Here is a 22430-nt window from a genome sequence, read left to right as displayed (position 1 = left end):
TCTTCAAAACACAGCGTGCCGATACAGGGGGCTGAGATCACCCTGCCACTGGTGCTTAAAAAGCTTGCGCCATCGCTCCGCCGGGCTGAGCCTTTGTTCGATAATATCCTGCAGCGGCTGCAGATAAAGCGCCTCATCCGCGCCGTCCACATCGACTTTCTGGCGTCTCTTGAGCCCTTCATGGGCCAACGCCGTCACGTATTTCAACGCCGCAAGCAACGACTCAGCGGGATAAACACCCTCCACGGACACCTCGGCGCTTTCCGCCATGCCCACCTCGGACAAACGATGCCTAAGCTGATTCAGGCGTGCCACGTCACATCCTTCGATAAACTTCAGCGCCTTGCTCAACGCCTGATCATCGTAAAGAATTCCCGTCCAGAACGCGGCCAAGGCCATGCTGTGCTCCAGGGTAAGGGAGTCATTGCCGCGCAATTCCAGGTGATCTTTCAGCCGCACATCATGCATCAAGGTATTGAGATGGTCTTTCCAGTCCTTGAGCGTGGGTTTTTCTCCGGGCAGTTCAGGCAATGCGCCTTGCATCATGTCGGCGAAAGAACGACCGGCAAGATCCACATGCACACCGTTTCTTTTCACCGAGTACATGGGTACTTCCAACGCCCGCTGAACATAAGTGGTAAAGCTCAGCTCCGGCGAAAACACCAGCGGAAGGATCCCGCAACGCGCCGAATCGGTGTGCAGCCAGACGTAGTTACGATAAGAGTTCAGCCGGCTGTCCCGACCATCGGCGAAGGGAGAATTGGCCAACGCCACCATTACCAAAGACTGCAAGGCCATTGTCACGCGATACTTGTCGCACATGTCCTGTTCGCTGCAAAAATCGAAATTCAGCTGAAACGAGCAGGTGCGCGTCATCATGTCCAGGCCATGCACGCCCACCTTGGGCATATAGCCCCGCATGATGTGAAAACGGCTTTTCGGCATCCAGTCCACCGCCTCCCGATTCCACTGCGGGGCGAACCCCAAGGCCATTATGCCCAGCCCCATTTCATCGGCAAGCTCCGAAAGCTGCAGGCGATGTTCGAGCATTTCCTCATAAACAGCGTGCAGATCGGCCCAAGGGCTTCCGGAAAGTTCAAGCTGTCCGGCAGGTTCTAGCGTGATGGCAGCCCCTTCACGTTTCAAGCCGACGAGATTGTCCTGTTCGAAGCTCGGCTGCCATCCAAAACGCTGCCACTTGGCCAGCAGAGCGTGAATTCCGGCACCTCCGGCATAGCGCAACAGGTGCTTGTCGTAGCGCGAAAAAATGAATTTTTCGTGTTCCACGCCGATCAAGCATTGTGCTTTTGGTCTGCACTGCTGCGCCAGGTCATCGCCTAGGCGCTGGGTGTCGGTTATTTGCTGCATGATCAGCTCGGTGTCGGGGCATTTTCGGCGATCAGCCCTTCTTCCTTCAGCGCCTGCCAGAATTCAGCCGGGATATCGGCGTCCATCGATGCGCGGTTTTCCCGTGCCTGTACGGCATTGCGCGCCCCGGGAATGGTGGCGGCAACCACGTCGGGCGCGGCGGTGAACTGAAGAGCGGCGGTGCGCAGGTCAGTGCCATGCTCGTGCGCCATGGCGCTCAACCGATCACGCTGCTTCCAGTACCCATCGGGAATATCCTTGCTGTACATCCAGTAGTTGGTGCCGGCAAGAAAGCCCGAGCCCAGCGGTGCGCCGATCACCAGCGACACATCGTTATCGCGGCACTTCGGAAACAGGCGGTTCAAGGCGTCTTCGTGATTGATCAGGGTGTACTGCGTGGCCTGCAGAATCACATCGGGGTCGGCATTATCCATGGCGGCAAGGCTTGGTTCGATGTCATTGACCCCCATTCCCCAGGCGCCGATGATGCCTTCCTCGCGCATGCGGGTCAGCTCAGGCATGGCCCCGTCGAGCGCGGTCTTGAGGTATTGCGTCCACTCTTCGCCCATGTCCTGGTTACTAGGCGCCAAATCATGAATATAGACGATATCGATCTTGGGTAGCCCCAGGCGCTGAAGGCTGTCCTCCACCGAGCGACGTACCCCGGCGGCGCTGTAGTCGTAGCGGTAATCGAAATTCAGCCTCCCTGCCCAGATACTGATGTCGTTCGCCGAGGCATCAGGCACCAGTAGCCGCCCTACCTTGGTCGACAACACATAATCGTCGGGCGACTTGTCATCCAGAAAATGTCCCATGCGGCGTTCTGACAATCCCAATCCGTACCAGGGCGAGGTGTCGAAATAGCGCACCCCGTTGTTCCAGCAGGCTTCAAGCATGAGTTGGGCCTCATCATCGGGCGTCACCCTGAACATGTTGCCGAGCTGAGTGCCGCCCACACCGAACTCAGCGTCCGGGGGAAACAGACCGGAGGCGAGCGGAGGTTTACGAGGCAGAGCCGAGCCACTGGTGGCGTTGGCAGCATTGCTCCCGCCAGCCGTTTTTTCGGTAGCCAACAATGGCGATGCCGCGGTGGCTGCTGCGGCAATCACCGCACCGCTCAGAAATTCTCGACGATTGGGCATCATTTCTCTCCCTGAAAAGAATACGAAGGTATCGAGAACAAGACTGGAACAGGATTGCCAGACTCGCCAGTCATTGAGCGTTGCCATCCAATGCTTCGAGTCTTTAGGGTCAGAGTCGGTCATCGATATAACGCTTCAGATTCAGGGCATCCTGGGCGCCGCAGGCCTGCTTGGTATTGTTGAAATAGACATAGACATCCCGGCCGCCCTGAAGCTGCTCGACAATCTGTCGAGCTTTTGCAACCAGAAACTGCGATGAATAATTTCCGGCGTAGTTATCGCCGTGAAAGCGTAGGTAGGACCAATCCGCGGTGATTACCCTTGGATGATCCTCAAGCATGTCATGAATGCATAGCGCCGTGGCATGCTTGCGCAGCACCTCGTAGACATCCTCGTTGAGCCAGCTCGGATCACGCAGCTCGACTGCCCAGCGCCACTCGCCGGGCACCTGTTCCAGAAACGCATCCAGGCGTTCCGGTCTTACTCGCCATTTAGGCGGCAATTGCAGCAGGATCGGGCCAAGGTGCTTTTCGAGTCGTTCGGCCACCTCGACAAAGGCCGGGATGCTCTTCTCCGGGTCTTTGAGACGCTTGATATGGCTGCCGTAACGGCTGAACTTGAGAGAATATTTGAAGCCTTCCGGCGCCGCTTCGCGCCAGTTATCGAAGGTCTCGGCGGTGGGCAAGTTGTAAAAGGTATTGTTGATTTCCACCGTGCCGAATTGCTCGGCATAGTAATCAAACCATGCTTTTTGCGGCATGTCTTCCGGGTAGAAACGCCCTTTCCAATCGCGGTATTGATACCCGGATGTGCCGATGCGCAATCGACCCATATTCTCTGTATTCTGTGCCATCTGCTTGGTCATGGGACCCTTCCCGTAACATCGAGTTAGAAACCAAGTATAGTGGTCAATGAACCATTGCCAGTGAGTGTGGGTCAGAGCTTTCAAGGCTAGGTCCCTATTCTGCCAGGGAAGCCACATAGCGCAGAGCGAGCGCGCCTGCTCGTATGGATGCGAAAAAGAATACAGGAGTCGGCGCAACATGGTAGTGATGAGGTAAAACGTTATGGAAATATCCCGTCTGTTTCTAACCTGTTGCCTGACAGGCCTGATGCTGACCGGTTGTGCCGGCAAAGGGCAGGCGCACGACGAACCAGAAATACTTCAGCAGGGTGTGGCGTCCTACTACAGCGACCACTTCCAGGGCAAGACCACCGCCAGCGGTGAGCCTTTTGACCAGCAAGCCTTGACCGCCGCACATCCAGACTTGCCGTTTGGTACCAAGGTACTGGTCACACGGCGAGACAACGGCCGCGAAGTGGAAGTGCTGATCAACGATCGCGGTCCTTACGTCAAGGGACGCATCATCGATCTCTCCAAGCGCGCCGCCAGAGAGCTTGGCATGTTGAAACGCGGCACAGTCCCGGTATTGGTTACCTCTTTGCAGTGAAGTGATGGCCTTAATTATCCCAAGGCGCAGGCTCAGCCAAAGAACCATTTGCTCAATCACGTTTTCTCAGCCATTTTCTCTGAAAAGTATGGCTTTTTTACTGTAGCCGGATTACTTGCCCATGCTTGGCGGCGCTGGATTGCTTGACTAGGCTGACTGAATAATCAGCAGATCCAGGCTCAAGGAAAGGCGATGGCAAAGCTCAAGGAATACCGCCTCAAGCGTAACTTCGAAAGCACCCCCGAGCCCGCCGGGGAACGGCATGACGACGACGCTTCTGGACACAACACTTCTGGACACAGCTTCGTGATGCATAAACATGCAGCGAGCCATGACCATTTTGATCTTCGGCTGGAGCAGGAGGGGGTGTTGCGCAGCTGGGCGCTGCCCAAGGGTCCCAGCCTTGAACCCGGCGAAAAACGCTTGGCGATACAGGTGGAAGATCATCCTTTGGAATATGCCGATTTCGAGGGTGTCATTCCTGAGGATGCTTACGGCGGCGGCACCGTCATGATCTGGGATCGAGGCGAATGGAAGGCCCACGGCGAGCAGAAGGAAGGTCACCTCGACATCGAACTCGACGGCGAAAGGCTCAAAGGCCGCTGGACGCTGATCCGCATGAAAGGTGGCAAGCAGAAAGATACCCAGGATGACAAACAGTGGCTGATGATCAAACGCAGCGATGACGGCCAGAATGACACGCCCGAGGTCAGTGTCGAGGAAGACAGCAGCGTGGTATCCGGGCGCAGCATGGCCCAGATCGCAGAAGATCGCGACGCTACCTGGGCCTCACAACATGACCAAAGCAACGAAAACAGCAATACGAACGAAAACCAAAGCAGTGAAGCCCCCCTTCCCGACCCCGGCTCGCTGAAAGGCGCCCGGCGTGCCGAGCTTCCCGCCGAGCTCCGGCCGCAACTGGCTACCCTGGTACACGAAACCCCGGATACCGATGCCTGGATTCACGAAGTGAAATTTGACGGCTATCGTATCTTGGCCCGTATCGAAAACAATCAAGTACGGCTGATGACCCGCAATGGCAAGGACTGGGCGGACCGCCTTCCCAAACTTGCCGACTTATTGGCGCAGCTTCCGGTGACATCCGCCCTAATCGATGGCGAAGTCGTCGCACTGGCCAAAAACGGTATCAGCAGTTTTCGCCATCTCCAGGAAGCCATGAGCGACAAGCGTACTGACGACCTCGTCTACCAAGTGTTCGACATGCCCTATCTGGAAGGCTATGACCTGAAAAAGGTAGCGCTTATCGAGCGTAAGCAGGCCCTTTCCCAATTACTGAAAGCCAGTGGATTCAAGGATGACAGCCAAGTCCGCTACTCCGAGCATATCGATTCCCGCGGGACTGAATTTTATGAAGAGTCCTGCCGGAAGGGACTTGAAGGCATCATCAGCAAACGCGCCTCTAGCCACTATCAGGAAAAGCGCAGCAAGGATTGGCTCAAGACCAAGTGTGTCCTTCAGGATGAGTTCGTCGTGGGTGGCTACACCGAGCCGCAAGGCTCACGCAGTGGTTTCGGGTCGCTATTGATGGGGGCATTCGATAACGACGACCGGCTTGAGTATGCCGGACGTGTGGGCACCGGTTTCAGTAGCCTGCAACTTGAATCGCTGAGCGCCACCCTACAGAAGCTGGAAACGTCTCGCTCGCCGTTCAATGCTCCGGTTCCCGATGAACGTTCCGTCCATTGGGTACGCCCGGAACTGGTGATCGATGTGGAATTCACTCAGCGCACGCGGGACGGGCGTTTACGGCATCCATCGTTTCGTGGGCTGCGTGAAGATCGCAACCCAAAGGAAATTCGCATGAATCGCAGCAAGCCGAGTGCCGCCCCCCCCTCGAGCGGCAAAGCACCCAACGCCAAGCCTTCAGCTCAACGCCGCGCGCAAGACCGCGCCGGAAAGGATGAAACCGACGTACTCGGTGTGCGGCTCACCCACCCTGATCGAATCCTGTTTCCCGAGCAGGGCTTGACCAAACTCGACCTGGCTCGCTTCTACGAAGATATTCAGGACTGGATATTGCCGCACTTGGCGCGACGGCCCCTCTCGCTGGTGCGCTGCCCTCAAGGACGCACGGATGAATGCTTTTTTCAGAAGCATCCCCGCAGCGCCATTCCCGACAATGTGCCGCGCATCGAAATCCCCGAAAAGGGAGGCAGTGCCGACTACCTCTATGTAGAGTCGGCTGCGGACCTGGTGGGCCTGGTCCAGGCCGGGGCCTTGGAGATCCACCCTTGGGGAAGCCATATCGATGACGTTGAGCATCCGGACATGCTGATTTTCGATCTCGACCCCTCGCCTGGGGTGAACTGGAAGGAAATCCTGCGCGTGGCCGGTACACTTCGCGACCGCCTGGAATCACTCGGCATGCAAAGCTTCGTGCGCACCTCCGGCGGCAAGGGGCTTCACCTGGTCGTGCCCTTGGTGCCCGAAGCCGACTGGGAGCAAACCAAAGCCTTTGCCAGGGCGGTGGCGCAGTTACATGCCAAGGACGACCCTGAGCGTCTGACGACTCAGATGTCCAAGACCAAGCGCGAAGGCCTTCTGTTCATCGATTACCTGCGTAACGGACGCGGCAACACGGCGGTAGCTTCTTATTCCGTACGTGCACGCAAGGGCGCGCCCGTCGCCGTACCGGTGCGCTGGGACGAACTCAATGCCACCCTGCGCCCCGACCGCTACGATGTCTCGAACCTGCGCCGACGCCTTGCGGCACTGCGTGAAGATCCCTGGGAAGGTTTTCTGGATGCAGCCCGCCCCATTAACGTCAAGTTGCTCAAAGCCGTGGGACTCTAGCTAATATCGGAAGTGGCTGAACGGATAGCGCTGGATTGGCTCAAAGCATCACGTAGCCATCCATTTGCAATCGAGGAACGTACCATGGCCTTCACCGCGACCGATCCCATCAAAATGATTTTTGCCCTTCTCTTGCCACCGGTGGGCGTTTTTCTGGAGGTCGGGTTCAAAGGCCACTTCTGGCTGAATCTTCTCTTGACCCTATTCGGCTATATTCCAGGCATCATTCACGCCTTCTACGTCATCCTCAAGCATTAGACGGGCCGGACATACTGAAATCGAGCATAACGAGAGAAAGGCGTCGCTCAACTGCAGTGACGCCTGAATCTCAAGACTGTTGCTGATGTAGTTTCAAGAAAACCAACGGCTTGGAATGGCCTGCTTATGTCGGCCGCTCGCGCCACAGCTGAGCAATATCCGGAGGAAGCTGGCTGGCGACATCCTCTGCTTCGCCGTCGCTGATTTGGGCGCGTACCGTGGCGAACACCCTACGGGAGATCGACTCCGCCTCTTCCGGGTTGGCATCCAGGTCCGAGGCGACCATTTCAATGAACTCATCCTTGCCGAATCGTTGCGGGGCCGCGCTTTTATCGATCCCGCTATGGTCCAGTAGTTCCCGCAGCTTCTGGGGGAGTTGTGCTTCCATCTTGTTGGTTTCGGTAGGCTGGATTCGTTTTTCCAAGGCACCCAACACCGCTACTGTGGCTTTTTCCGCCTCTTCCTTGCTCATATCGCCGGGCGTGCACAACTCATTGAGAAAATGGTGGTAGGTGTTAGCGGTGCGCCCTTCATGACGCTTCTCTTGCTGCTCTGTTTTAGGTTGATTGGCCATCTCTGAAGTTCCTCCCTGGTTCGAGATTCTAAACCTGACGTAAATTGGCTAACGGGAAGCGGAACCTGGCGTTTTGCAGCAACGTTCCCCGTAGCTCTACAGAGTGTGGTAAAGATTCCCGCAATATGACAAGTATTCAACGCATGTCAGTGGGTATTTTTTTGCAGCGCATGAAGACATGGAGCACAACCGCTACGTGAGGCGAGCATTCGGGCTCGAAAACAGCAAGATTTCTTAGATACCGCAGCAGCTCTTGAACTTGCGTAAGCTCCCGCACAGGCAATAATCGTTGCGACCGGGCTTGAGCCGAGTGATATCGGGAGTACCATCCAGATAGAACCAACGCCCTTCTTCGCGCACGAACCGAGAAGTCTCTTCCAGTACCGCCCAACGCCGCCCTTCCTTGAAGACAGCGCGAAACGCTACCTGCCCCTTGCCACCCTCCTCTGCGCTTTCGAGTATTTCGAGGCGCAGCCAACGTGACGAACTATCCGGCGCCAGGTTTGCCGGGCGAGTGCTCGGGTGCCAACTTGCCAGCAAGTAGTCGGTAAGATTCAACACGAAAGCACTGTAACGCGAACGCATCAGCGCCTCAGGAGTCGGCGCCAGCTCACCGGCGTGATAGCGCCCGCAACAGTCGGCCAACGGCTTGTCACCACCACAGGGACACAAAGAGGCGTTGAGCGGGCTTTTAGCAGGGCTTTTGAGAGTGCTCATTCAGCATTCAGCCTGTTGTGTATTGCGGGAGAAATGCACCAGGCGTACATCCACAGTGACAACGAGCGACTCCAGCGACGCCGCTTCCGCCCGGCCTTCGGCGCTGGCGCGATAAAGGTGCGGGGTCATGGCGAGCAGATCGGCAATGCTATCTGCACCGTTCAGTTCAAGCGGGTAGCGGATTGTTTCTGTGTGCAGGCGCGTAAAGCCTTGCGGCATCTGGAACTCTCTGGTGCGCTCCGGCTTCAAGGTGGGATAAATGATCTCGCGCAGCTCACGCAGATGGTCCGGCCCGGCATCCACCTGTAGCAGCATGCCACCCGGCTTGAGTACGCGAGCAAACTCGCTGTACACAGGAAAGCCGAACATGCACAGCAGCCGATCGAGCGTGCCGGGCTGCACGGGCAGGTTTGCGTTGCTGCCCACCAGCCAACTGGCCCCTTTGTCTTGCTTGGCGGCGGCGAGAATCGCCCATTTGGAGATATCCAGCCCCGCCAGCGCCAGCGCTTGCTCTTCAGATGCCGCTTTCGCCAAGGCGCGCAGGTAGTAGCCTTCCCCGCAGCCGGCATCAAGGCAACTGAGCGTGGCATCGGTGGGGAAACTCTTCAAAACGGCTTGGCTGAGCGCATCGGCGATGGGTTGGTAATGCTCGGCATCGAGAAAGCGTTGGCGTGCCGCAACCATTGCCTTGCTGTCGCCGGGGTCGCCTGAACGCTTCTGCTGTACGGGCAGCAAATTCACATGGCCCTGCTTGGCAATATCAAAGCTATGCCCTGCCGCACAGCGCCATGCATTGCCGTTTCGCTGTAACGGGTCGCCGTCCAGCGGGCAAGCCAGCGCTTGAAAAGGGGTAATGCTCATAGGCAATTCATCATTAAAAAAATATCGCTATGTGGCGCCGAAACCGTCGATGGCAATGGGGCCTGGGGAGGCCTGAAAGCGGTGCGCACCGTTTTGAGCAGTTACTGTTTGGCAAACAGCCACAAAAAAACCAGGCCCGCATAAGCGGGCCTGGTTTTTCGAAGCCTTTCGACTTCAAGCTCGTAACTAAATGCTAGTTAGGCGAGCTTAATGTTCGAAGCCTGGAGGCCTTTTTTACCTTGGGTCACGTCAAAAGAAACGTTTTGACCGTCTTGCAAGGATTTGAAGCCTTCAGCTTGAATTTCTGAGAAGTGAGCGAACAGATCGTCGCCGCCTTCAGAAGGAGTAATAAAGCCGAAACCTTTAGCGTCGTTAAACCATTTAACTGTGCCAGTTGCCATGTGATGATTCCTTCGCGCTTAGCGCTGTATACAAGTTGCCGGGTGTTGCCCCGAGATGAAGCGGATAGAACAAGGGGATATGACCAGGTTACCGAAAGGATCGACTACAACTGACAATATTCACTGCTTGCTAACCAACTGCGAGCAATGATCACACATCTGCGGGATGATGTCAACGTGATTGAGAGAGGATCTGACACTGTCTCGCTGATGAGCGTTGGCTCAGTGCCAAGGCGGTTGCTGGCCTGAGTGATTGCCGTGCCGTCATGACATGAATAGGATAGACCGTAATGTAACGTTTTCTACTAATACAGGGAGGCTTTCATGCCGACGATACTGCAGGTTCACTTTCCTTTCGACGGCCCCTTCGGAGAGGCCATGGTCGATGCGATGACGCCGCTGGCCCAATCCATCAACGACGAACCTGGCCTACTCTGGAAGATCTGGACCGAAGATCCGAAGAGCAAGCGCGCGGGCGGCGTCTACCTGTTCACTACCCGCGCGGACGCCGAAGCCTACTGCAGGATGCACACCGCCCGCTTAAAGGACATGGGCGTCACGGGCATCGAGGCACAGATCCTAGAAGCCAACGAGGCGCTGTCGGCGATCAACGATGGTCCTGTCTCCGGTTTTCGATAGAAAAATTCGCTCCACTGTGGTGGTCAACTAATCCCGGACAGTATTTTAAGTTTTTCTTCTGCGATCACGGATGGCATGCCGTCATTGAATGCATGAGGAGTTTTCCACCTGTTGGTAAAGTCTTCTATTTCAACTTTCCTGATACGCTTGGTCCACCAACTTTCGCGCCTTCTCCCAGTCTCCTGCCGTGCGGATATTCACCTCAAGGTTTCCGGTTCCCCAGTGGCCGATGCTGGTGACGTCACGGCTGAATGCCGTTTCTTCGCCGAGCGCACCGGGCAGTTTCAGGTACATCTGCAAGCGCGGATCTTTTCCTGATAGCACCACAATGGATACGAAGTTACGAATGCTTTTGAATGCGGTGTAGAGCTTGAGTTCTTTGCGCTGAACTTCATCACCTAGCTGCTCAACGTAATGGCAGACGGTTTGGTACAGCTCAACCAGCGTGGGCGGTGCTTCAACCAGGCGTTCCTGCTGGCTTTTGTCTTTGCTGATGCTTTTAGCCGGTTTTTTGGGCGATAGTGACGCACCAGCGACGGGTGCGGTCTGGTTGGCGGTCTGTGCGTTTACCAGTTCCAGTAGCAGCAGCTCATCGCCGAAATAACGATAACGCATCAGCTCAATGTTGCGGTTGATCTGCTGAACGGCGTGCTCGTCATATTTATTGAAATCTGAGGCAATACAGATCAAGCGGGTGCCGCTCCATTCGATATCTTTGGCCTCGGTTTTACCGATTTTCTCCATCACCAGCCATTTGAATTCGGCCTGGTGGTCCTGCAGCCAGTCCAGATAAAACAGACCTTGGTTGATGACATTTTCGTTGCTGTGACGCTTATATTCCACAATCACCGGGCAGCCGTTCTCGTCCAGCCCCAAGGAATCGATACGGCCCTTATGCGTTTTGCCGGTACTGTATTCACCGGCCAAAAAACGCACACCGATCAGGGCGTCCATATTCGCTTCAATATGGTTTTGAAGATCCTTTTCCAGCTGTGCGCTTTTACCGCTCAGTTCGGTAGCACTGGTACCGGTAAGTTGAAACAACTTGATATCGCTCATGCAGTGACCTTGCGCTTGCGGGTTTTCTTCATCGGCGTCACAGCCGCCCGCTCCGCCTTGATTCTCTCCAACAACGCCTCGGCACTGTTCTCCCCGCTGATCAGCTCGGGGTTGTCCTTGCGCCACTGTTCTGTGAGTTCGCCCCGGAACGCCTTGGCCAGGACGGACTGGGCGAGGTTATTGACGCGCGTCAGGGCGTTGTTGACTTGGTGTTCGATGCGGTCAGCGTGGGCGAAGAGTTGGTCTACTCGGCGGACGATTTCGGTTTGTTCTTCCAAAGATGGGAATGGCAAGCGAAGCTCGTTCAGAACCTTTAAGTTAATGTTCTTCTGCGCCGTGGCAGGGGCAAAAGATTCAAGATCCTGTTTGTTTACATCGATCAAATATTTAACAAAATAGGCAAGTGCTTCCGAATCCTTTGGCGTGAAACCAACAACGCTATCCGGAAAGCAGGCATCGATTCCAAGAATGGCAGTATCGGCGATATTGGCCGCGATAGTTATGCACAGAGTACCGGCAGGAAAGAGACGACTCTGTTGAAGGCCAAATTCACTATAGAACCGGGTAGCGGAAGTTATTTCGCCAGCGGCATTCGCAACTTCGCCAGTTTGAATGAATGGGTAATCAGCGCCGAATAGCCTGGGATCGTTCCTAGGGCGATGTTTAGACTTGCCCCTAGCGAGCTGACCTACTTCGGAAAGATGTTTAAACGTCCAAGAAGCCGGATATCCTTCTCCGTTGTAGGTAGAGTCCCTTCGCCACTCCTCCGTCAATCGCCCACTCACCGCCGCAGCCAGCACGGACTGGCGGAAGCGCTTGAGAATTTTCGGGATGCGTTCGAGGCGGGCTTTGGTGTTTTCCACCTGTGCCAGCAGGGTGTCGAGTTTGTCGGCGATGACTTTCTGTTCAGTCAGAGACGGGAATGCAATCTCGGTGGCTTCAAACTTACCTTTGGTTATGTGACGAAGCCCTACCCCGCCATGCGCACCGGAAATGAGTTCGTCCAATGTTTGGTTTATTGCATATCGCAAAAAACGTTTGTCAATCAGAGCCTCAGAAAATTCAATCTTGAAGATGTGCTGGTTGAGAGCAGCAGTCTCTCCCTTCCAAACATGGGCACCGAAAGATGTTCCGGGGGTTCCAGACCAGGCAAAAAGTAAGTCACCAGTTTCAATCCTTTGTTTGTCTGCCAGCTCTCCGTCAAAGTGGTTATACTTTGCGTCTGGGTTGTTCAGGTTCTGAATTCTGATAATCGGAAGCCCTGCCTCGCTCCATTCCTTGGGCTTGAATGCTCTTCCGTTTATCAAGTTACACAGGCTGCCGATACTGGTTTGTAACCACATTGTGGGCTTTTCTATACTCATAACTTGACTATGTCCTTGAACCCAAAGGATTCGCCAACGAGAGCCCGAGCCCCATCAGCTTCTTCCTCAGCCCCCAATTCCCGCATCAGCGCATCCAGTTCCCCCAACGCCTGCACCAGCTCCCCCATCGCCTCACCCGCCAATACACTCGGCTCCGGCAGATTGGCAGCGTCCACGCTGTCGCTGTCCTTCAGCCAGGAAATATCCAGCGAGTCGCCCTTGTGTTCAGCAATCCACTGGCGGCTGAAGCTGCGCCAGCGACTGTGGGCCAAACGGGGATCGATACCCTGGTTTTCTTCCGCTTCTTCCGGCAGCTCGACCTTGTCGGAATGGAAGCTGTATTCACCTTCCTGTCGCACACTCAGACCGTTGGGATCATCTCCAAAAACTTTCTCGAATGGCTTCAGATGTGGCTCACCAAACGGCGTGCGCTTGCCAAAGCTGGGCATGTTGGTGCGCAGATCAAAAACCCAGACATTTTCGGTGCAGTTCTCTTCCTGATACTTGTCCACTGCGCTGCCCTTGGTGAAGAACAGCACATTGGTTTTCACACCCTGGGCGTAGAAGATACCGGTGGGCAAACGCAGGAGTGTATGCAGGTTGCACTTGTTCATTAAGTCCCGGCGTACATCGGTGCCTACGCCAGCTTCGAACAGCACGTTATCCGGTAACACCACCGCTGCACGGCCACCGGGCTTCAGGTTGCGGTAGATGTGCTGCAAAAAGGCCAGCTGTTTGTTGCTGGTTTTATACGTCAAGTCGTCGCGGGTGACGCTGGCATCACCGCCTTTGCTGGTGCCAAAGGGCGGATTGGCGAGAATGACGTCGGCTTTGGGCAGGCTGGCGCCAGTCTGGCCCAGGGCGTTGCCTAGGTGAACCACGCCTTCATCGTCGCCTTCCATGCCGTGCAGCAGACAGTTCATCAGCGCCAGACGGCGGGTGCCGGGCACCAGTTCGATACCGACAAAGGCATGATTTTTCTGAAAAGCCTGCTGCTGGGCGTTCAGGTCAAACAGGTCGTCGGTTTGATCCTTGATGTATTGATCGGCGGCAATTAGAAAGCCCGCTGTTCCCGCAGCCGGATCTTGAATTGTCTCGCCAGGCTGGGGTTTCAGGCAGCGCACCATGGTGTTGATCAACGCCCGGGGCGTGAAGTACTGGCCTGCGCCAGACTTGGTTTCATTAGCGTTCTTTTCAAGCAGACCTTCGTAAAGATCCCCTAGACCGTCCTTCTGGGCACTAAACCAGTCGATCTGATCCAGCGTTTTGATCATCTGCTCCAGGTGGCGCGGCTCGCGCAGGCGGGTTTGCGCATCAGCATAAACGGCGCTGATCAAGGGGTCGTCATGAACCAATCTACCCGCACCATCCCGGCCGCTGGAAAGGCTGAGCAGAATGCGTTTGTAGTCATCAAGCAGATTGATGCCCGATTTGCCATTCAAGTCGGTCCAGCGGCAACCTTTGGGTAGCACGTGACGCTTCAGTGATTCAGCTTGGGTATTTTCGTGCACCATTTTAATAAACAGCAGCAGCACTAGCTCGGTGACGTAGTCCGAGTAATTGATGCCGTCATCTCGCAGCACATCACAAAGATTCCAGAGCTTCTGGACGATGTCGTTATTGGTCATGGTTAGTTCCGGGTTGTTTTATGCGCGCTCAAGGAAGAGCACCATCAGCGGTGTGTTGATGTAGAAGTTGCTGCGGCCGACTTTGGTTTTGTCCAGCAGGCCGATATTGACCAGTTCATCGAGATACTTGGTCGCGGTGATGCGGCTGACGGCCAGATCCTCCATGACGAATTCGATTTTCGTATAGGGATGGTTGAACAGGTTGTTCAGCAGTTCCTGCCGGTAGATCTTCGGGCACTCATCACGCATACGGTGTTTGGTGTGCTGCATCAGTTCCCGGATCTGGCCAATCAGGTCAATAGTTTGTCGGGCGGTCTGGCTGATACCCTCAAGCATATAAAGCAGCCACGGCTCCCAGTTACCGGTATCACGCACAGCCTGTAGTTCTCGGTAGTAGCCGGCTTTGGTTTGAATCAGGTAACGGCTGAGATACAGCACGGGCAAGTCGAGCAGGTCCTTGGCGACCAGGTAAAGCATATTGATGATGCGCCCGGTTCGGCCGTTGCCGTCATAGAACGGGTGAATGCTCTCGAACTGATGGTGGATGATGGCCATTTTTACCAGCGGGTCGGCATCGCACCGTTCGTCATCGTTGATGTAGTCGACCAGATTGCTCATCAACGCTTCGATTTCCTGAGCTGACTGAGGCGGCTCATAGACGACCTCCCCCGTGGCCTGGTTCTTCAATGCGGTGCCCGGTAGCTTCCTGAAGCCGGCGTTATTTTTTTCAAGGGTTTCCTGAATGAGCAGGATATCGTTCAGACGAATCAGTCGGGACTGTCGAACACTGCGGAACCCGGCTCGTAGTGCCGTGGCGTAGTCCTGAACTTCCTTGGTTTGCGGTGAAACGCTGGCTTCATCCGCGACAACGGCGCGGTAAAGATCATCCTGGGTGGTGATGATGTTTTCAATTTCGGAGCTGTGCCGGGCTTCCTGCAACGTTAGTGTGTTGATCAGAATTTCTTCGTTGGGGATGGTCGCCGCGACACCTTTGAGTTCGGCTAGATAGCGGTGTGCCTCCGCTGCCTTCTTAAGCACGGTTCGGGTTTCCCACTGTTCGAGGGCTTCAAGGGGCAGAGTTGGCGGCACGGAACGTCCCTTTCTCATTTAATGTATAGAAAAACCAAAAATCTATACATGTCTGGGCGGATATGCAAAGGAAACGGCACTTTTCTTTGCATATAAGGGCCCAAATGTTCAGAAAATCGAAAAATCTATGCACTTTGCTGTGGCCACATGGCCTCGCCAAGATCTTCCAGTACGGTATCCAATTCATCCCCGAGAATTTTATTCAGCTGCTTAGCACCGCCCTGAAATGCAGGTAGCTGATTGACCGTTTCACGATCGATGATGACTTCATGGGTAAGCTGCTTGGCCAGGCGGTCTAGCCACTTGCGCTGGGCCGATGTCCAATTGTGCTGGATATAGATGCGGTCCATGGCTTCGGCCACACGCTGCTCAAAGGGCTTTAGAGGCTCGCCCAGCGCGGCGCGGCGGATATGGCCGACGATGCTGGCGGCAATGTTTTTATTGGTCTGGTTGCGCACGGCGCTTTGCAGGTTGGCTTCCGAGTAGCCGTGGTTATCCAGCAGTACTTTCACTTCCTTAAGTTGCTGGCGGGTAAGGTCGCGGGGCTTGTTGACGACCACTGCCAAGGCGGTCGATTGATTAATCTGCTCTTTGATAAACGCATTGAAGCTGTCCAGATAGTCTTCTGGCCGTTGGTGCACGCCATAGCTTTGGGTGGGTTCCTGAATGAGTTCGTCTTCATGATGCGAAATCACGGGCATTTGGTCGCTGCCTACCAGGGATTTTACTTGGCTAAGCTGATTGACCAGGCCACTGTGCTGGCGGATGAATGCCGACGCTTCACGAGGGCCAAGTTTATGCAGGTGCTGGTGCAGGGTTTTCGGCTCGACTCCCCACAGCTCGTGCAGTTCGTCCAGCTTGTCTTTCAGCGCCGGTCGGCTTTCGGCTTTGTTGTCGGCCTTGCGCAGTACGCGCATTACCTTCTGGCTGAGCTGGCTAAGCACTACATCAGCCTGGCTTTCGCCCAGTTGTTCGCCCGGGCTGTTCAGCGCCGCTTCTAAATGGCCCTCGTCGGTCAGTTCGTCGACCAGTTGCTCCAAGGTGATATTGGGGTCCCTCACCAGGGGCTTCATGGTATTGACCTCGGCAAGCGCGGCGTAGATATCGACCGGATCGTAAATACGGAATACGGTTTTGCCGATCTCATCGCAGCGCCGTGTGGCGCGGCCAATCATCTGCTCGTACAAAATGCGCGAGCGTATCCGGCGCATGAATACCAAGTGGCAGATCTTGGGTACATCGATGCCGGTAGTCAGTAGGTCAACAGTGACGGCAATACTGGGATAACGCTCGTTTTTGTAGCGACGGATCAGCTGATCGACTTTGTCGCTTTTGCCGGTAATCTTGGCCACAGCGGCTTCATTGTAGCTGCCGTTATAGAGGTCTTTGAAGGCATCATCCAGCAGCCGCTTGACCATATCGGCATGCAGGTCGGTGGCGCAGAATATGAGGGTTTTTTCGTCGCCAAAGGGGTCAATCTCCTGGGCAAGTTCCTCGCAGATAACCCGGTTGAAGTTTTCGTTGATCACCCGACGGTTGAAGGACTCAACTTCAAAACTCAGCTCGTCTTCAAGCTCGGTAGTGTCCACTTCGCCGGTCCGAGTGTTGATTACTTCCACCGGGTTGCCCTTCTCGAACTGGATGCCGTTCTTGGTCAGCAGAGTTTCGTAACGAATAGGCGGTTCGTGGTCGATCAGCCAATCGTCTGCGACGGCCTCCCTGTAGGAATAGGTGTAAACGGGTTTGCCGAAGATCTCGCTGGTGTGTTTGGCCGGTGTGGCAGTGAGGCCGATTTTTACCGCATCGAAGTAATCCAACACTCGGCGGTAGCTGGAGATATATTGGCTGGCATCGCGGGTCGCCAGCTCGCCTTCGGTCATTTCCTGGTCCAGGGTGTAACCCCGGTGGGCTTCGTCAATGATAATGCAATCAAACTGGTCAATGGGCGGCGGCTGATCGCTCATAAAGATACGTTTGACCATGGCCTGAACGGTGGCCACCTGAACGCGAGTTTCCATCTCGGCGGCCATATCGCCCAGTTCCGCCACGTTGTAAATCTTGCTTAAGGTTTGGTTCTGCTCCAGAGGTGCTTCGTTAAAGGCATCGATAGCCTGCTGACCGAGTGCTGTGCGATCTACCAAGAATAGAATTCGATGGTAACGTTCGGTTTTCAGGAAGCGGTACATCAGGCCAATGATGGTACGGGTTTTGCCGGTGCCTGTGGCCATGGCAAGCAGTACGGAGCGGACGTTTCGGGACAGGGCATTTTCGGTCGCCGTGATGGCCTTCTGTTGATAGTCGCGCAGTTTCAGGTAACCGAAGGGTTCGTTTTTGAGCAGCTTTTCGGCATTTTCTTTATCGCGTTCCAGTAGATCCAGCAGCCCCGCGGGGGTGTGAAATCGTGACAGTGCGCGCCGGGTGTTACTGGGATCACGCGCATCACGAAACCAGGTACCCGATTGTTCGGCCAGCTGGGGAACATAGGGCCGACCGTTGCAGGAATAGACAAAAGGCACCATATAGTGACCTTCATCGTCGGCTGGCCAGGCGATGGTGCGGCCCGCCAGCTCCCAGGTACCGACTAGGGGTGCGTCTACCTTGAAGCCTTTGCTGTAACGTTCGGCCTGATGAATTTTACCCGCCACGTTGGTGTTTTCTTTCTTGGCCTCCACCACTGCAATGGGCGCAAGACCTGCAAACAGTACATAGTCTGCCCGGCCTTTATTGCCGTTATGGTTAGTGGGCCATTCGGCAATGGCACGGTAAGTGCCTTTCTCTGGCCTGGCGCCTTTCTGGTAAGTAATTTCCTGACTGTCGGCGTCCCAGCCCGCCTCAACCAGTTGCTGGTCGATCAGGATACGAGTGAGTTCTTCACTCAAAATAATCTGCTGGCTAGCCGCCTTTGTCTTCTGAGCCACTTCCTGGCGTTGAGCGGAGACTGGCTTCTCACCCTGTTCCATCAGTTGTTGCTGGAGTGCCTTGATCTTCTGCTCGTAATCCTGCTTTTGCTGTACAAGTGCCTGTTCGTGGGCGGTTGCCTCCAGCGTTTTGGCTCGGGATTCTTCTTCCATAGCCAGAGCGAGGGCTTCGTACTCGGTCTTTTCCTGTTCAACGAGCTGGCTAAGTTGCTGACTGCTGTCCAGCTCCATGCTGGCGTGCCTCAGGTCATGGCGAAGCTTTTCGATGTCGACTTGCAACTGGCGTAGCTGGGCACTGGGGTCTTGCGGTGGCACGAACGGACCCGGTTTGAATCCAGCGCCAGCGTTGCCAAAGGAGCGGTGAAACCAGATGGCCAGTTCACGGGCCAGCCTCAGGCCGTCCATGGCTTCTTTATGACGAGTGCGGAACTGGTGGGTTGCCTTGTTGCCCTCAATGCGCAGGGTATGGAAAAGCTCTTTTACCTGTGGCTCCAGGCGGACTTCTCGATTCAGGCGATAGAGCAGATCGGACTGACTGGTTTGGTCATCGAAATCAATCCCTGACGACGCCGCCAGATGCTGGGCAAGCGCCTCTCCGAGCTGGCGTAGCTTGATTAACGTGGTGTTGGGATCGCTGGAGAAGGCTCCCTCCGCAGCCGATGCCAACTGTACGAAAAGCGCGTCATGCTCGGCCAGGAAACCGAAATTTACTGATGTGTTATCGCTGCCTTGCACAATGCGCTCCACTTAGTATGTTTTTTGGTAGTCGTTAAGGGAGGCCAGGCCCTTTTGATTACTTTTCTAATACCTGAACTTTAGCAGCCTAGCGATAAATGAGCAGCCCTCAGGCTAGGGAGAGCACCATATTATGAACTTTTCAAAAACAAGGTAGATGTTGATGGAAAGGGAGCCCGCAATTTTTGGCCAGTTCGTAGATCGCTGTGCCTGCATGGGCATACCCTTTCAGTACACCGGTATGAAGCATCCGAAACGGCCTGATGGCTGACTGAGCAGAAAGGAATCAGGCCGCTTCTTCCAACAGTCCCGCCGCAAAGTCCATATCAGAGATAAGCCTTTGGAGCCCCTGATGACGTCGATCATTGGACATATGTCGTCCGTCATCGGGCTTCAGTCTAATGCTTCTGCCGTGGCGTAGGCATCGGAAACGTCGGCTCGGGCGAAGGCGATGTCATCCAGGGGATTCTCATCGTGAAATGGCCTTGCTGTGCTGTGCTGTGCTGTGCTGTGCTTTGCTTTGCTGTAGTGTAGTTTCACCAAAATATATTTATTTTTTTAGTTTAAGTGCGACAAGAGCTCGGACGATTCTCCGGCAAATCCCTTGTTACCTGAATGATCCTGGATGACGGCAGCAATGAATCAGAGCCTTATGCGAGACATGGAATACCTGCGGTTGCTTGAAACCGCCATGGAGCAGTCGTTCAATGCCGTCCTTATCACCACGGCTAGCCTCGACTTTCCCGGACCGGAGATCGTCTATGTCAACGCAGCCATGACGAGCATGAGCGGCTATTCCCGCGAGGAACTACTGGGCGCCACACCGCGCTTGCTGCAGGGGCCGAAAACCGACCGCGAGATGCTCCACCGTCTGCGCGCGGCCCTGGCGGCTGGTGAGTATTTCGAGGCAAACACGGTCAACTACCGTAAGGACGGTATCCCTTACCAGGTGGAATGGAACATCTCGCCGGTGCGCAATGAGGCTGGCGTCGTGACCCACTTTGTCTCGGTTCAGCGTGACATTACCCGGCGCATGCAGCATGAGCAGGAACTCAAGCGGATAGCCAGCACGGACATGCTCACAGGCCTGGCTAACCGGCTGAGCTTCGATCGACACCTTGAAAAGGAAATCGAGCGTACCAGGCGCTACGAGCGGCCCCTGTCACTCATCATGCTCGACATCGACCACTTCAAATCCATCAACGATGTTCATGGCCATGATGTCGGCGATCAGGTACTGGTGCACTTCGCTCGCGTACTTTCTGAGAATCTACGCACGACCGATTTCTGTGCGCGCTGGGCCGGCGACGAGTTCATGGTGCTGGCACCGGAAACCGCGCTTTCCCAAGCCGTGCAGCTTGCCGAAAAGCTTCGTCAGGCTATTGTCGGCACGGATTTTCCGGAAGCGGGGCCGGTCACGGCAAGCTTTGGTGTCGTCGAGGTCGGTCCCGACGAGCTGGCTACCGAGGTGGTCAAACGAGCCGACCTAGCGCTCTATCAGGCCAAGGCCAAGGGCCGCAACCGGGAGATGGCCAACTGAAGACTTCAAGTCGTCTGGCGTGGTGCCCAGGCCCAAGGAAGTGCCTACGCCGCCTTTGCTAGACAAGACCAAGAAGCCAAGCATCCCATGACCGGCTCGCTGATGGCCACACACAGCCACCACCATCGCCTCCAGCCCAGGTTGATAAAACGATCAAAAGGTGAATAGATGGCCTGCGAAAACCAGACCGGTTTGCCCGTCGAAGAACAAACAGAAAGGAATCAGGCTGCTTCTTCCATCAGTCCCATGGCAAAATCCATCTCAACGATGAGTTTCTGCCGCAGAGCGTGGGGCATAGGCCGATCCTTATCGGTGTTCAGCCTCATATCCTCAATAATGGCCTGAATATGCGAAAGCATCAGCATGCCCCTTTCCGCTGCCGTGGTTTCCGAAGAAAAGTACCAGGAAGACCCATCGGCGAGGTCAACACGAATCGATTGATCGGTCATGTTCATTCTCCAAATTTGCGGGTTTGGGAAAGGATCTGAGAGGGCCTAGAAATAAAAATTGCCCTGCGTGCGGGCAGGCAAAAAAAACAGGACAATGGAAATGGGTGAGGGCCGGCCTCCTGGCCAAATCGAGCGTACCCTTGCTCACGATCCCTCTATCCCTAAGATAAACCTCCCAATTTGGGAGGAAATTAACTTAGTTTAATCCTTCCAATTTTTTTTCAATTTCGCCTCGCCATTGCCTGGAACTCAAGATTATCCGTCTTATCTTGATTTTGAGGGGGTAATTAGCGGTCGACAAACGGCCTACACCGGCCCGTGAGGCCCGGTATAATGAAGCCACAATCGCCGGAGCGCACCGAGAGAGTCGTTACTGTTTGGCAAACAGACACAAAAAAACCAGGCCCGCATAAGCGGGCCTGGTTTTTCGAAGCCTTTCGGCTCGAAGCTCGTAACTAAATGCTAGTTAGGCGAGCTGGATGTTTGAAGCCTGTAGGCCTTTCTTGCCTTGGGTCACGTCAAAAGAAACGTTTTGACCGTCTTGCAAGGATTTGAAGCCTTCAGCTTGAATTTCTGAGAAGTGAGCGAACAGATCGTCGCCGCCGTCAGCAGGAGCAATGAAGCCGAAACCTTTAGCGTCGTTAAACCACTTAACTGTGCCAGTTGCCATGTGATAATTCCTTTGCGCTTAGCGCTGTATACAAGTTGCCGGGTGTTGCCCCGAGGTGAAGCGGATAAAACAAGGGGATATGACCAGGCTACCGAAAGAATCGACTACAACTGACAATATTCACTGCTTGCTAACCAACTGCGAGCAATTATCACACATATGCGGGATGATGTCAACGTGATTGAGAGAGGATCTGACCCTGTCTCGCTGATGAGCTTTGGCTCAGTGCCTAGAATACCCTTGTAACGCCTTCCCGCTAGACGGAAGTCATACCGCCAAGTACCACTGCCATCAGCGCGCTTTCTCCAGATGACTTCGCCATCCGTAAGTTCCTTTTTGACTGCAGTAGCGCTCTTGTTATCTTTAGTGAATGCTGAAGGTATTTATGAGCGGATGGCAGAACGTCAGATGGCGCGCCCGCAGGAATCGAGGGGGAACTACACAACTTATTGATTTAATTGGTGGGCCCAGTAGGACTTGAACCTACGACCAAGGGATTATGAGTGCAACCAAACAAACTTTGGGATCGCGCCTGCAACGCGGAAACCAAGCATTATCAAAGTGTTAACACTTTCCATGGATTACATTACTCACACGGTTTTCACCCTGTCAGCAGCCAGATGACAACCAGGCGGCAACCGTGGCGGTGCTCGGGTCATTTACTTTTAGCGACGGCAGAAAAGATTTACCTGATATTGGCCTACCCCAAGAGCGTGAAGGACAGCTTGACGCCCGCTGAAAAGGCCACATTGA

The 22430-nt window shown here is 54.9% G+C and carries 19 protein-coding genes; 5 read left to right on the top strand and 14 right to left on the bottom strand.

What is annotated here, in order from left to right; translation table 11 throughout:
* Window positions 1–3: 3 nt before the first annotated feature.
* The 3 genes from GPM19_RS04495 to GPM19_RS04485 form a co-directional block, all read right to left on the bottom strand.
* A complete protein-coding gene (locus GPM19_RS04495) occupies window positions 4–1368 on the bottom strand; it encodes a glutamate--cysteine ligase (RefSeq protein ID WP_160417699.1) in 1365 nt (454 codons plus the stop codon).
* A gap of 2 nt (window positions 1369–1370) precedes the next feature.
* The gene (locus GPM19_RS04490; protein ID WP_160417698.1) at window positions 1371–2510 is read right to left on the bottom strand and encodes an aldo/keto reductase; all 1140 of its coding nucleotides are present in this window, start codon (window positions 2508–2510) and stop codon (window positions 1371–1373) included.
* 109 nt (window positions 2511–2619) lie between these two features.
* Window positions 2620–3375, bottom strand: a complete 756-nt coding sequence (locus tag GPM19_RS04485) for a DUF72 domain-containing protein (RefSeq protein WP_202114699.1) — start codon at window positions 3373–3375, stop codon at window positions 2620–2622.
* 247 nt (window positions 3376–3622) lie between these two features.
* Between GPM19_RS04485 and GPM19_RS04480 the strand changes: the two genes are divergently transcribed.
* The 3 genes from GPM19_RS04480 (at window position 3623) to GPM19_RS04470 (ending at window position 7033) form a co-directional block, all read left to right on the top strand.
* On the top strand, window positions 3623–3961 hold the full coding sequence (locus tag GPM19_RS04480) for a septal ring lytic transglycosylase RlpA family protein (protein ID WP_227842191.1): 339 nt from the start codon (window positions 3623–3625) through the stop codon (window positions 3959–3961).
* 192 nt (window positions 3962–4153) lie between these two features.
* Window positions 4154–6775, top strand: a complete 2622-nt coding sequence (gene ligD / locus GPM19_RS04475) for a DNA ligase D (protein ID WP_160417696.1) — start codon at window positions 4154–4156, stop codon at window positions 6773–6775.
* A gap of 84 nt (window positions 6776–6859) precedes the next feature.
* On the top strand, window positions 6860–7033 hold the full coding sequence (locus tag GPM19_RS04470; protein WP_160417695.1) for a YqaE/Pmp3 family membrane protein: 174 nt from the start codon (window positions 6860–6862) through the stop codon (window positions 7031–7033).
* A 124-nt stretch (window positions 7034–7157) separates the two neighbouring features.
* On the opposite strand, the gene GPM19_RS04465 is transcribed toward GPM19_RS04470, so the two are convergent.
* The 4 genes from GPM19_RS04465 to GPM19_RS04450 all read right to left on the bottom strand — a co-directional run bounded on the left by GPM19_RS04465 (window position 7158) and on the right by GPM19_RS04450 (window position 9586).
* A complete protein-coding gene (locus GPM19_RS04465) occupies window positions 7158–7607 on the bottom strand; it encodes a DUF2267 domain-containing protein (protein ID WP_160417694.1) in 450 nt (149 codons plus the stop codon).
* Between the two features lie 234 nt (window positions 7608–7841).
* Window positions 7842–8324 carry a YchJ family protein gene (locus GPM19_RS04460; protein ID WP_160417693.1) on the bottom strand — a complete coding sequence of 161 codons (483 nt, stop codon included), beginning with the start codon at window positions 8322–8324 and terminating at the stop codon, window positions 7842–7844.
* On the bottom strand, window positions 8325–9185 hold the full coding sequence (locus GPM19_RS04455) for a putative RNA methyltransferase (protein WP_160417692.1): 861 nt from the start codon (window positions 9183–9185) through the stop codon (window positions 8325–8327).
* A gap of 197 nt (window positions 9186–9382) precedes the next feature.
* Complete coding sequence (locus GPM19_RS04450) at window positions 9383–9586, bottom strand: cold-shock protein (RefSeq protein ID WP_160417691.1); 204 nt, start codon at window positions 9584–9586, stop codon at window positions 9383–9385.
* A gap of 324 nt (window positions 9587–9910) precedes the next feature.
* On the opposite strand from GPM19_RS04450, the gene GPM19_RS04445 reads away from it, so the two are divergent.
* The gene (locus GPM19_RS04445) at window positions 9911–10225 is read left to right on the top strand and encodes a monooxygenase (RefSeq protein ID WP_160417690.1); all 315 of its coding nucleotides are present in this window, start codon (window positions 9911–9913) and stop codon (window positions 10223–10225) included.
* A 129-nt stretch (window positions 10226–10354) separates the two neighbouring features.
* Here the strand turns inward: GPM19_RS04445 and GPM19_RS04440 are convergent, their stop codons facing one another.
* The 5 genes from GPM19_RS04440 to hsdR form a co-directional block, all read right to left on the bottom strand.
* Complete coding sequence (locus GPM19_RS04440) at window positions 10355–11284, bottom strand: DUF5655 domain-containing protein (RefSeq protein WP_160417689.1); 930 nt, start codon at window positions 11282–11284, stop codon at window positions 10355–10357.
* Window positions 11281–12648 (bottom strand): restriction endonuclease subunit S, encoded by a 1368-nt coding sequence (locus GPM19_RS04435; RefSeq protein ID WP_160417688.1) that lies wholly within the window; start codon window positions 12646–12648, stop codon window positions 11281–11283. Before GPM19_RS04435 ends, GPM19_RS04440 begins: the two co-directional genes overlap by 4 nt.
* On the bottom strand, window positions 12645–14276 hold the full coding sequence (locus GPM19_RS04430; RefSeq protein WP_160417687.1) for a class I SAM-dependent DNA methyltransferase: 1632 nt from the start codon (window positions 14274–14276) through the stop codon (window positions 12645–12647). Before GPM19_RS04430 ends, GPM19_RS04435 begins: the two co-directional genes overlap by 4 nt.
* An 18-nt stretch (window positions 14277–14294) precedes the next feature.
* Window positions 14295–15365, bottom strand: a complete 1071-nt coding sequence (locus GPM19_RS04425) for a Fic family protein (RefSeq protein WP_319928092.1) — start codon at window positions 15363–15365, stop codon at window positions 14295–14297.
* 125 nt (window positions 15366–15490) lie between these two features.
* Entirely contained in the window at window positions 15491–19018 is a 3528-nt protein-coding gene (gene hsdR / locus GPM19_RS04420) for a type I restriction-modification system endonuclease (protein ID WP_160417685.1), read from the bottom strand.
* A gap of 637 nt (window positions 19019–19655) precedes the next feature.
* Here hsdR and GPM19_RS04415 point away from each other — a divergent pair.
* Window positions 19656–20558, top strand: coding sequence for a sensor domain-containing diguanylate cyclase (locus GPM19_RS04415; RefSeq protein WP_202114698.1), 903 nt, complete (start codon window positions 19656–19658; stop codon window positions 20556–20558).
* Between the two features lie 221 nt (window positions 20559–20779).
* On the opposite strand, the gene GPM19_RS04410 is transcribed toward GPM19_RS04415, so the two are convergent.
* Both GPM19_RS04410 and GPM19_RS04405 read right to left on the bottom strand, forming a co-directional pair.
* Window positions 20780–21007 (bottom strand): hypothetical protein, encoded by a 228-nt coding sequence (locus GPM19_RS04410; protein ID WP_160417683.1) that lies wholly within the window; start codon window positions 21005–21007, stop codon window positions 20780–20782.
* A gap of 466 nt (window positions 21008–21473) precedes the next feature.
* Entirely contained in the window at window positions 21474–21677 is a 204-nt protein-coding gene (locus GPM19_RS04405) for a cold-shock protein (RefSeq protein ID WP_160417682.1), read from the bottom strand.
* Window positions 21678–22430: the final 753 nt, after the last annotated feature.

Source organism: Vreelandella zhuhanensis, assembly GCF_009793355.1.
Classification (GTDB): Bacteria; Pseudomonadota; Gammaproteobacteria; order Pseudomonadales; family Halomonadaceae; genus Vreelandella; species Vreelandella zhuhanensis.
This window is presented reverse-complemented; position numbering and strand designations above follow the sequence as displayed.

What these genes read in the sequence shown, in the direction of transcription:
- GPM19_RS04470 (WP_160417695.1), top strand. Translation starts at nt 6,860, where the DNA reads ATGGCCTTCACCGCGACCGATCCCATCAAAATGATTTTTGCCCTTCTC.
- GPM19_RS04465 (WP_160417694.1), bottom strand. Translation starts at nt 7,607, where the DNA reads ATGGCCAATCAACCTAAAACAGAGCAGCAAGAGAAGCGTCATGAAGGG.
- GPM19_RS04405 (WP_160417682.1), bottom strand. Translation starts at nt 21,677, where the DNA reads ATGGCAACTGGCACAGTTAAGTGGTTTAACGACGCTAAAGGTTTCGGC.
- ligD (WP_160417696.1), top strand. Translation starts at nt 4,154, where the DNA reads ATGGCAAAGCTCAAGGAATACCGCCTCAAGCGTAACTTCGAAAGCACC.
- GPM19_RS04480 (WP_227842191.1), top strand. Translation starts at nt 3,623, where the DNA reads ATGCTGACCGGTTGTGCCGGCAAAGGGCAGGCGCACGACGAACCAGAA.
- GPM19_RS04455 (WP_160417692.1), bottom strand. Translation starts at nt 9,185, where the DNA reads ATGAGCATTACCCCTTTTCAAGCGCTGGCTTGCCCGCTGGACGGCGAC.
- GPM19_RS04490 (WP_160417698.1), bottom strand. Translation starts at nt 2,510, where the DNA reads ATGCCCAATCGTCGAGAATTTCTGAGCGGTGCGGTGATTGCCGCAGCA.
- GPM19_RS04435 (WP_160417688.1), bottom strand. Translation starts at nt 12,648, where the DNA reads ATGAGTATAGAAAAGCCCACAATGTGGTTACAAACCAGTATCGGCAGC.
- GPM19_RS04450 (WP_160417691.1), bottom strand. Translation starts at nt 9,586, where the DNA reads ATGGCAACTGGCACAGTTAAATGGTTTAACGACGCTAAAGGTTTCGGC.
- GPM19_RS04430 (WP_160417687.1), bottom strand. Translation starts at nt 14,276, where the DNA reads ATGACCAATAACGACATCGTCCAGAAGCTCTGGAATCTTTGTGATGTG.
- GPM19_RS04445 (WP_160417690.1), top strand. Translation starts at nt 9,911, where the DNA reads ATGCCGACGATACTGCAGGTTCACTTTCCTTTCGACGGCCCCTTCGGA.
- GPM19_RS04410 (WP_160417683.1), bottom strand. Translation starts at nt 21,007, where the DNA reads ATGACCGATCAATCGATTCGTGTTGACCTCGCCGATGGGTCTTCCTGG.
- GPM19_RS04440 (WP_160417689.1), bottom strand. Translation starts at nt 11,284, where the DNA reads ATGAGCGATATCAAGTTGTTTCAACTTACCGGTACCAGTGCTACCGAA.
- GPM19_RS04460 (WP_160417693.1), bottom strand. Translation starts at nt 8,324, where the DNA reads ATGAGCACTCTCAAAAGCCCTGCTAAAAGCCCGCTCAACGCCTCTTTG.
- GPM19_RS04495 (WP_160417699.1), bottom strand. Translation starts at nt 1,368, where the DNA reads ATGCAGCAAATAACCGACACCCAGCGCCTAGGCGATGACCTGGCGCAG.
- GPM19_RS04415 (WP_202114698.1), top strand. Translation starts at nt 19,656, where the DNA reads ATGAATCAGAGCCTTATGCGAGACATGGAATACCTGCGGTTGCTTGAA.
- GPM19_RS04485 (WP_202114699.1), bottom strand. Translation starts at nt 3,375, where the DNA reads ATGACCAAGCAGATGGCACAGAATACAGAGAATATGGGTCGATTGCGC.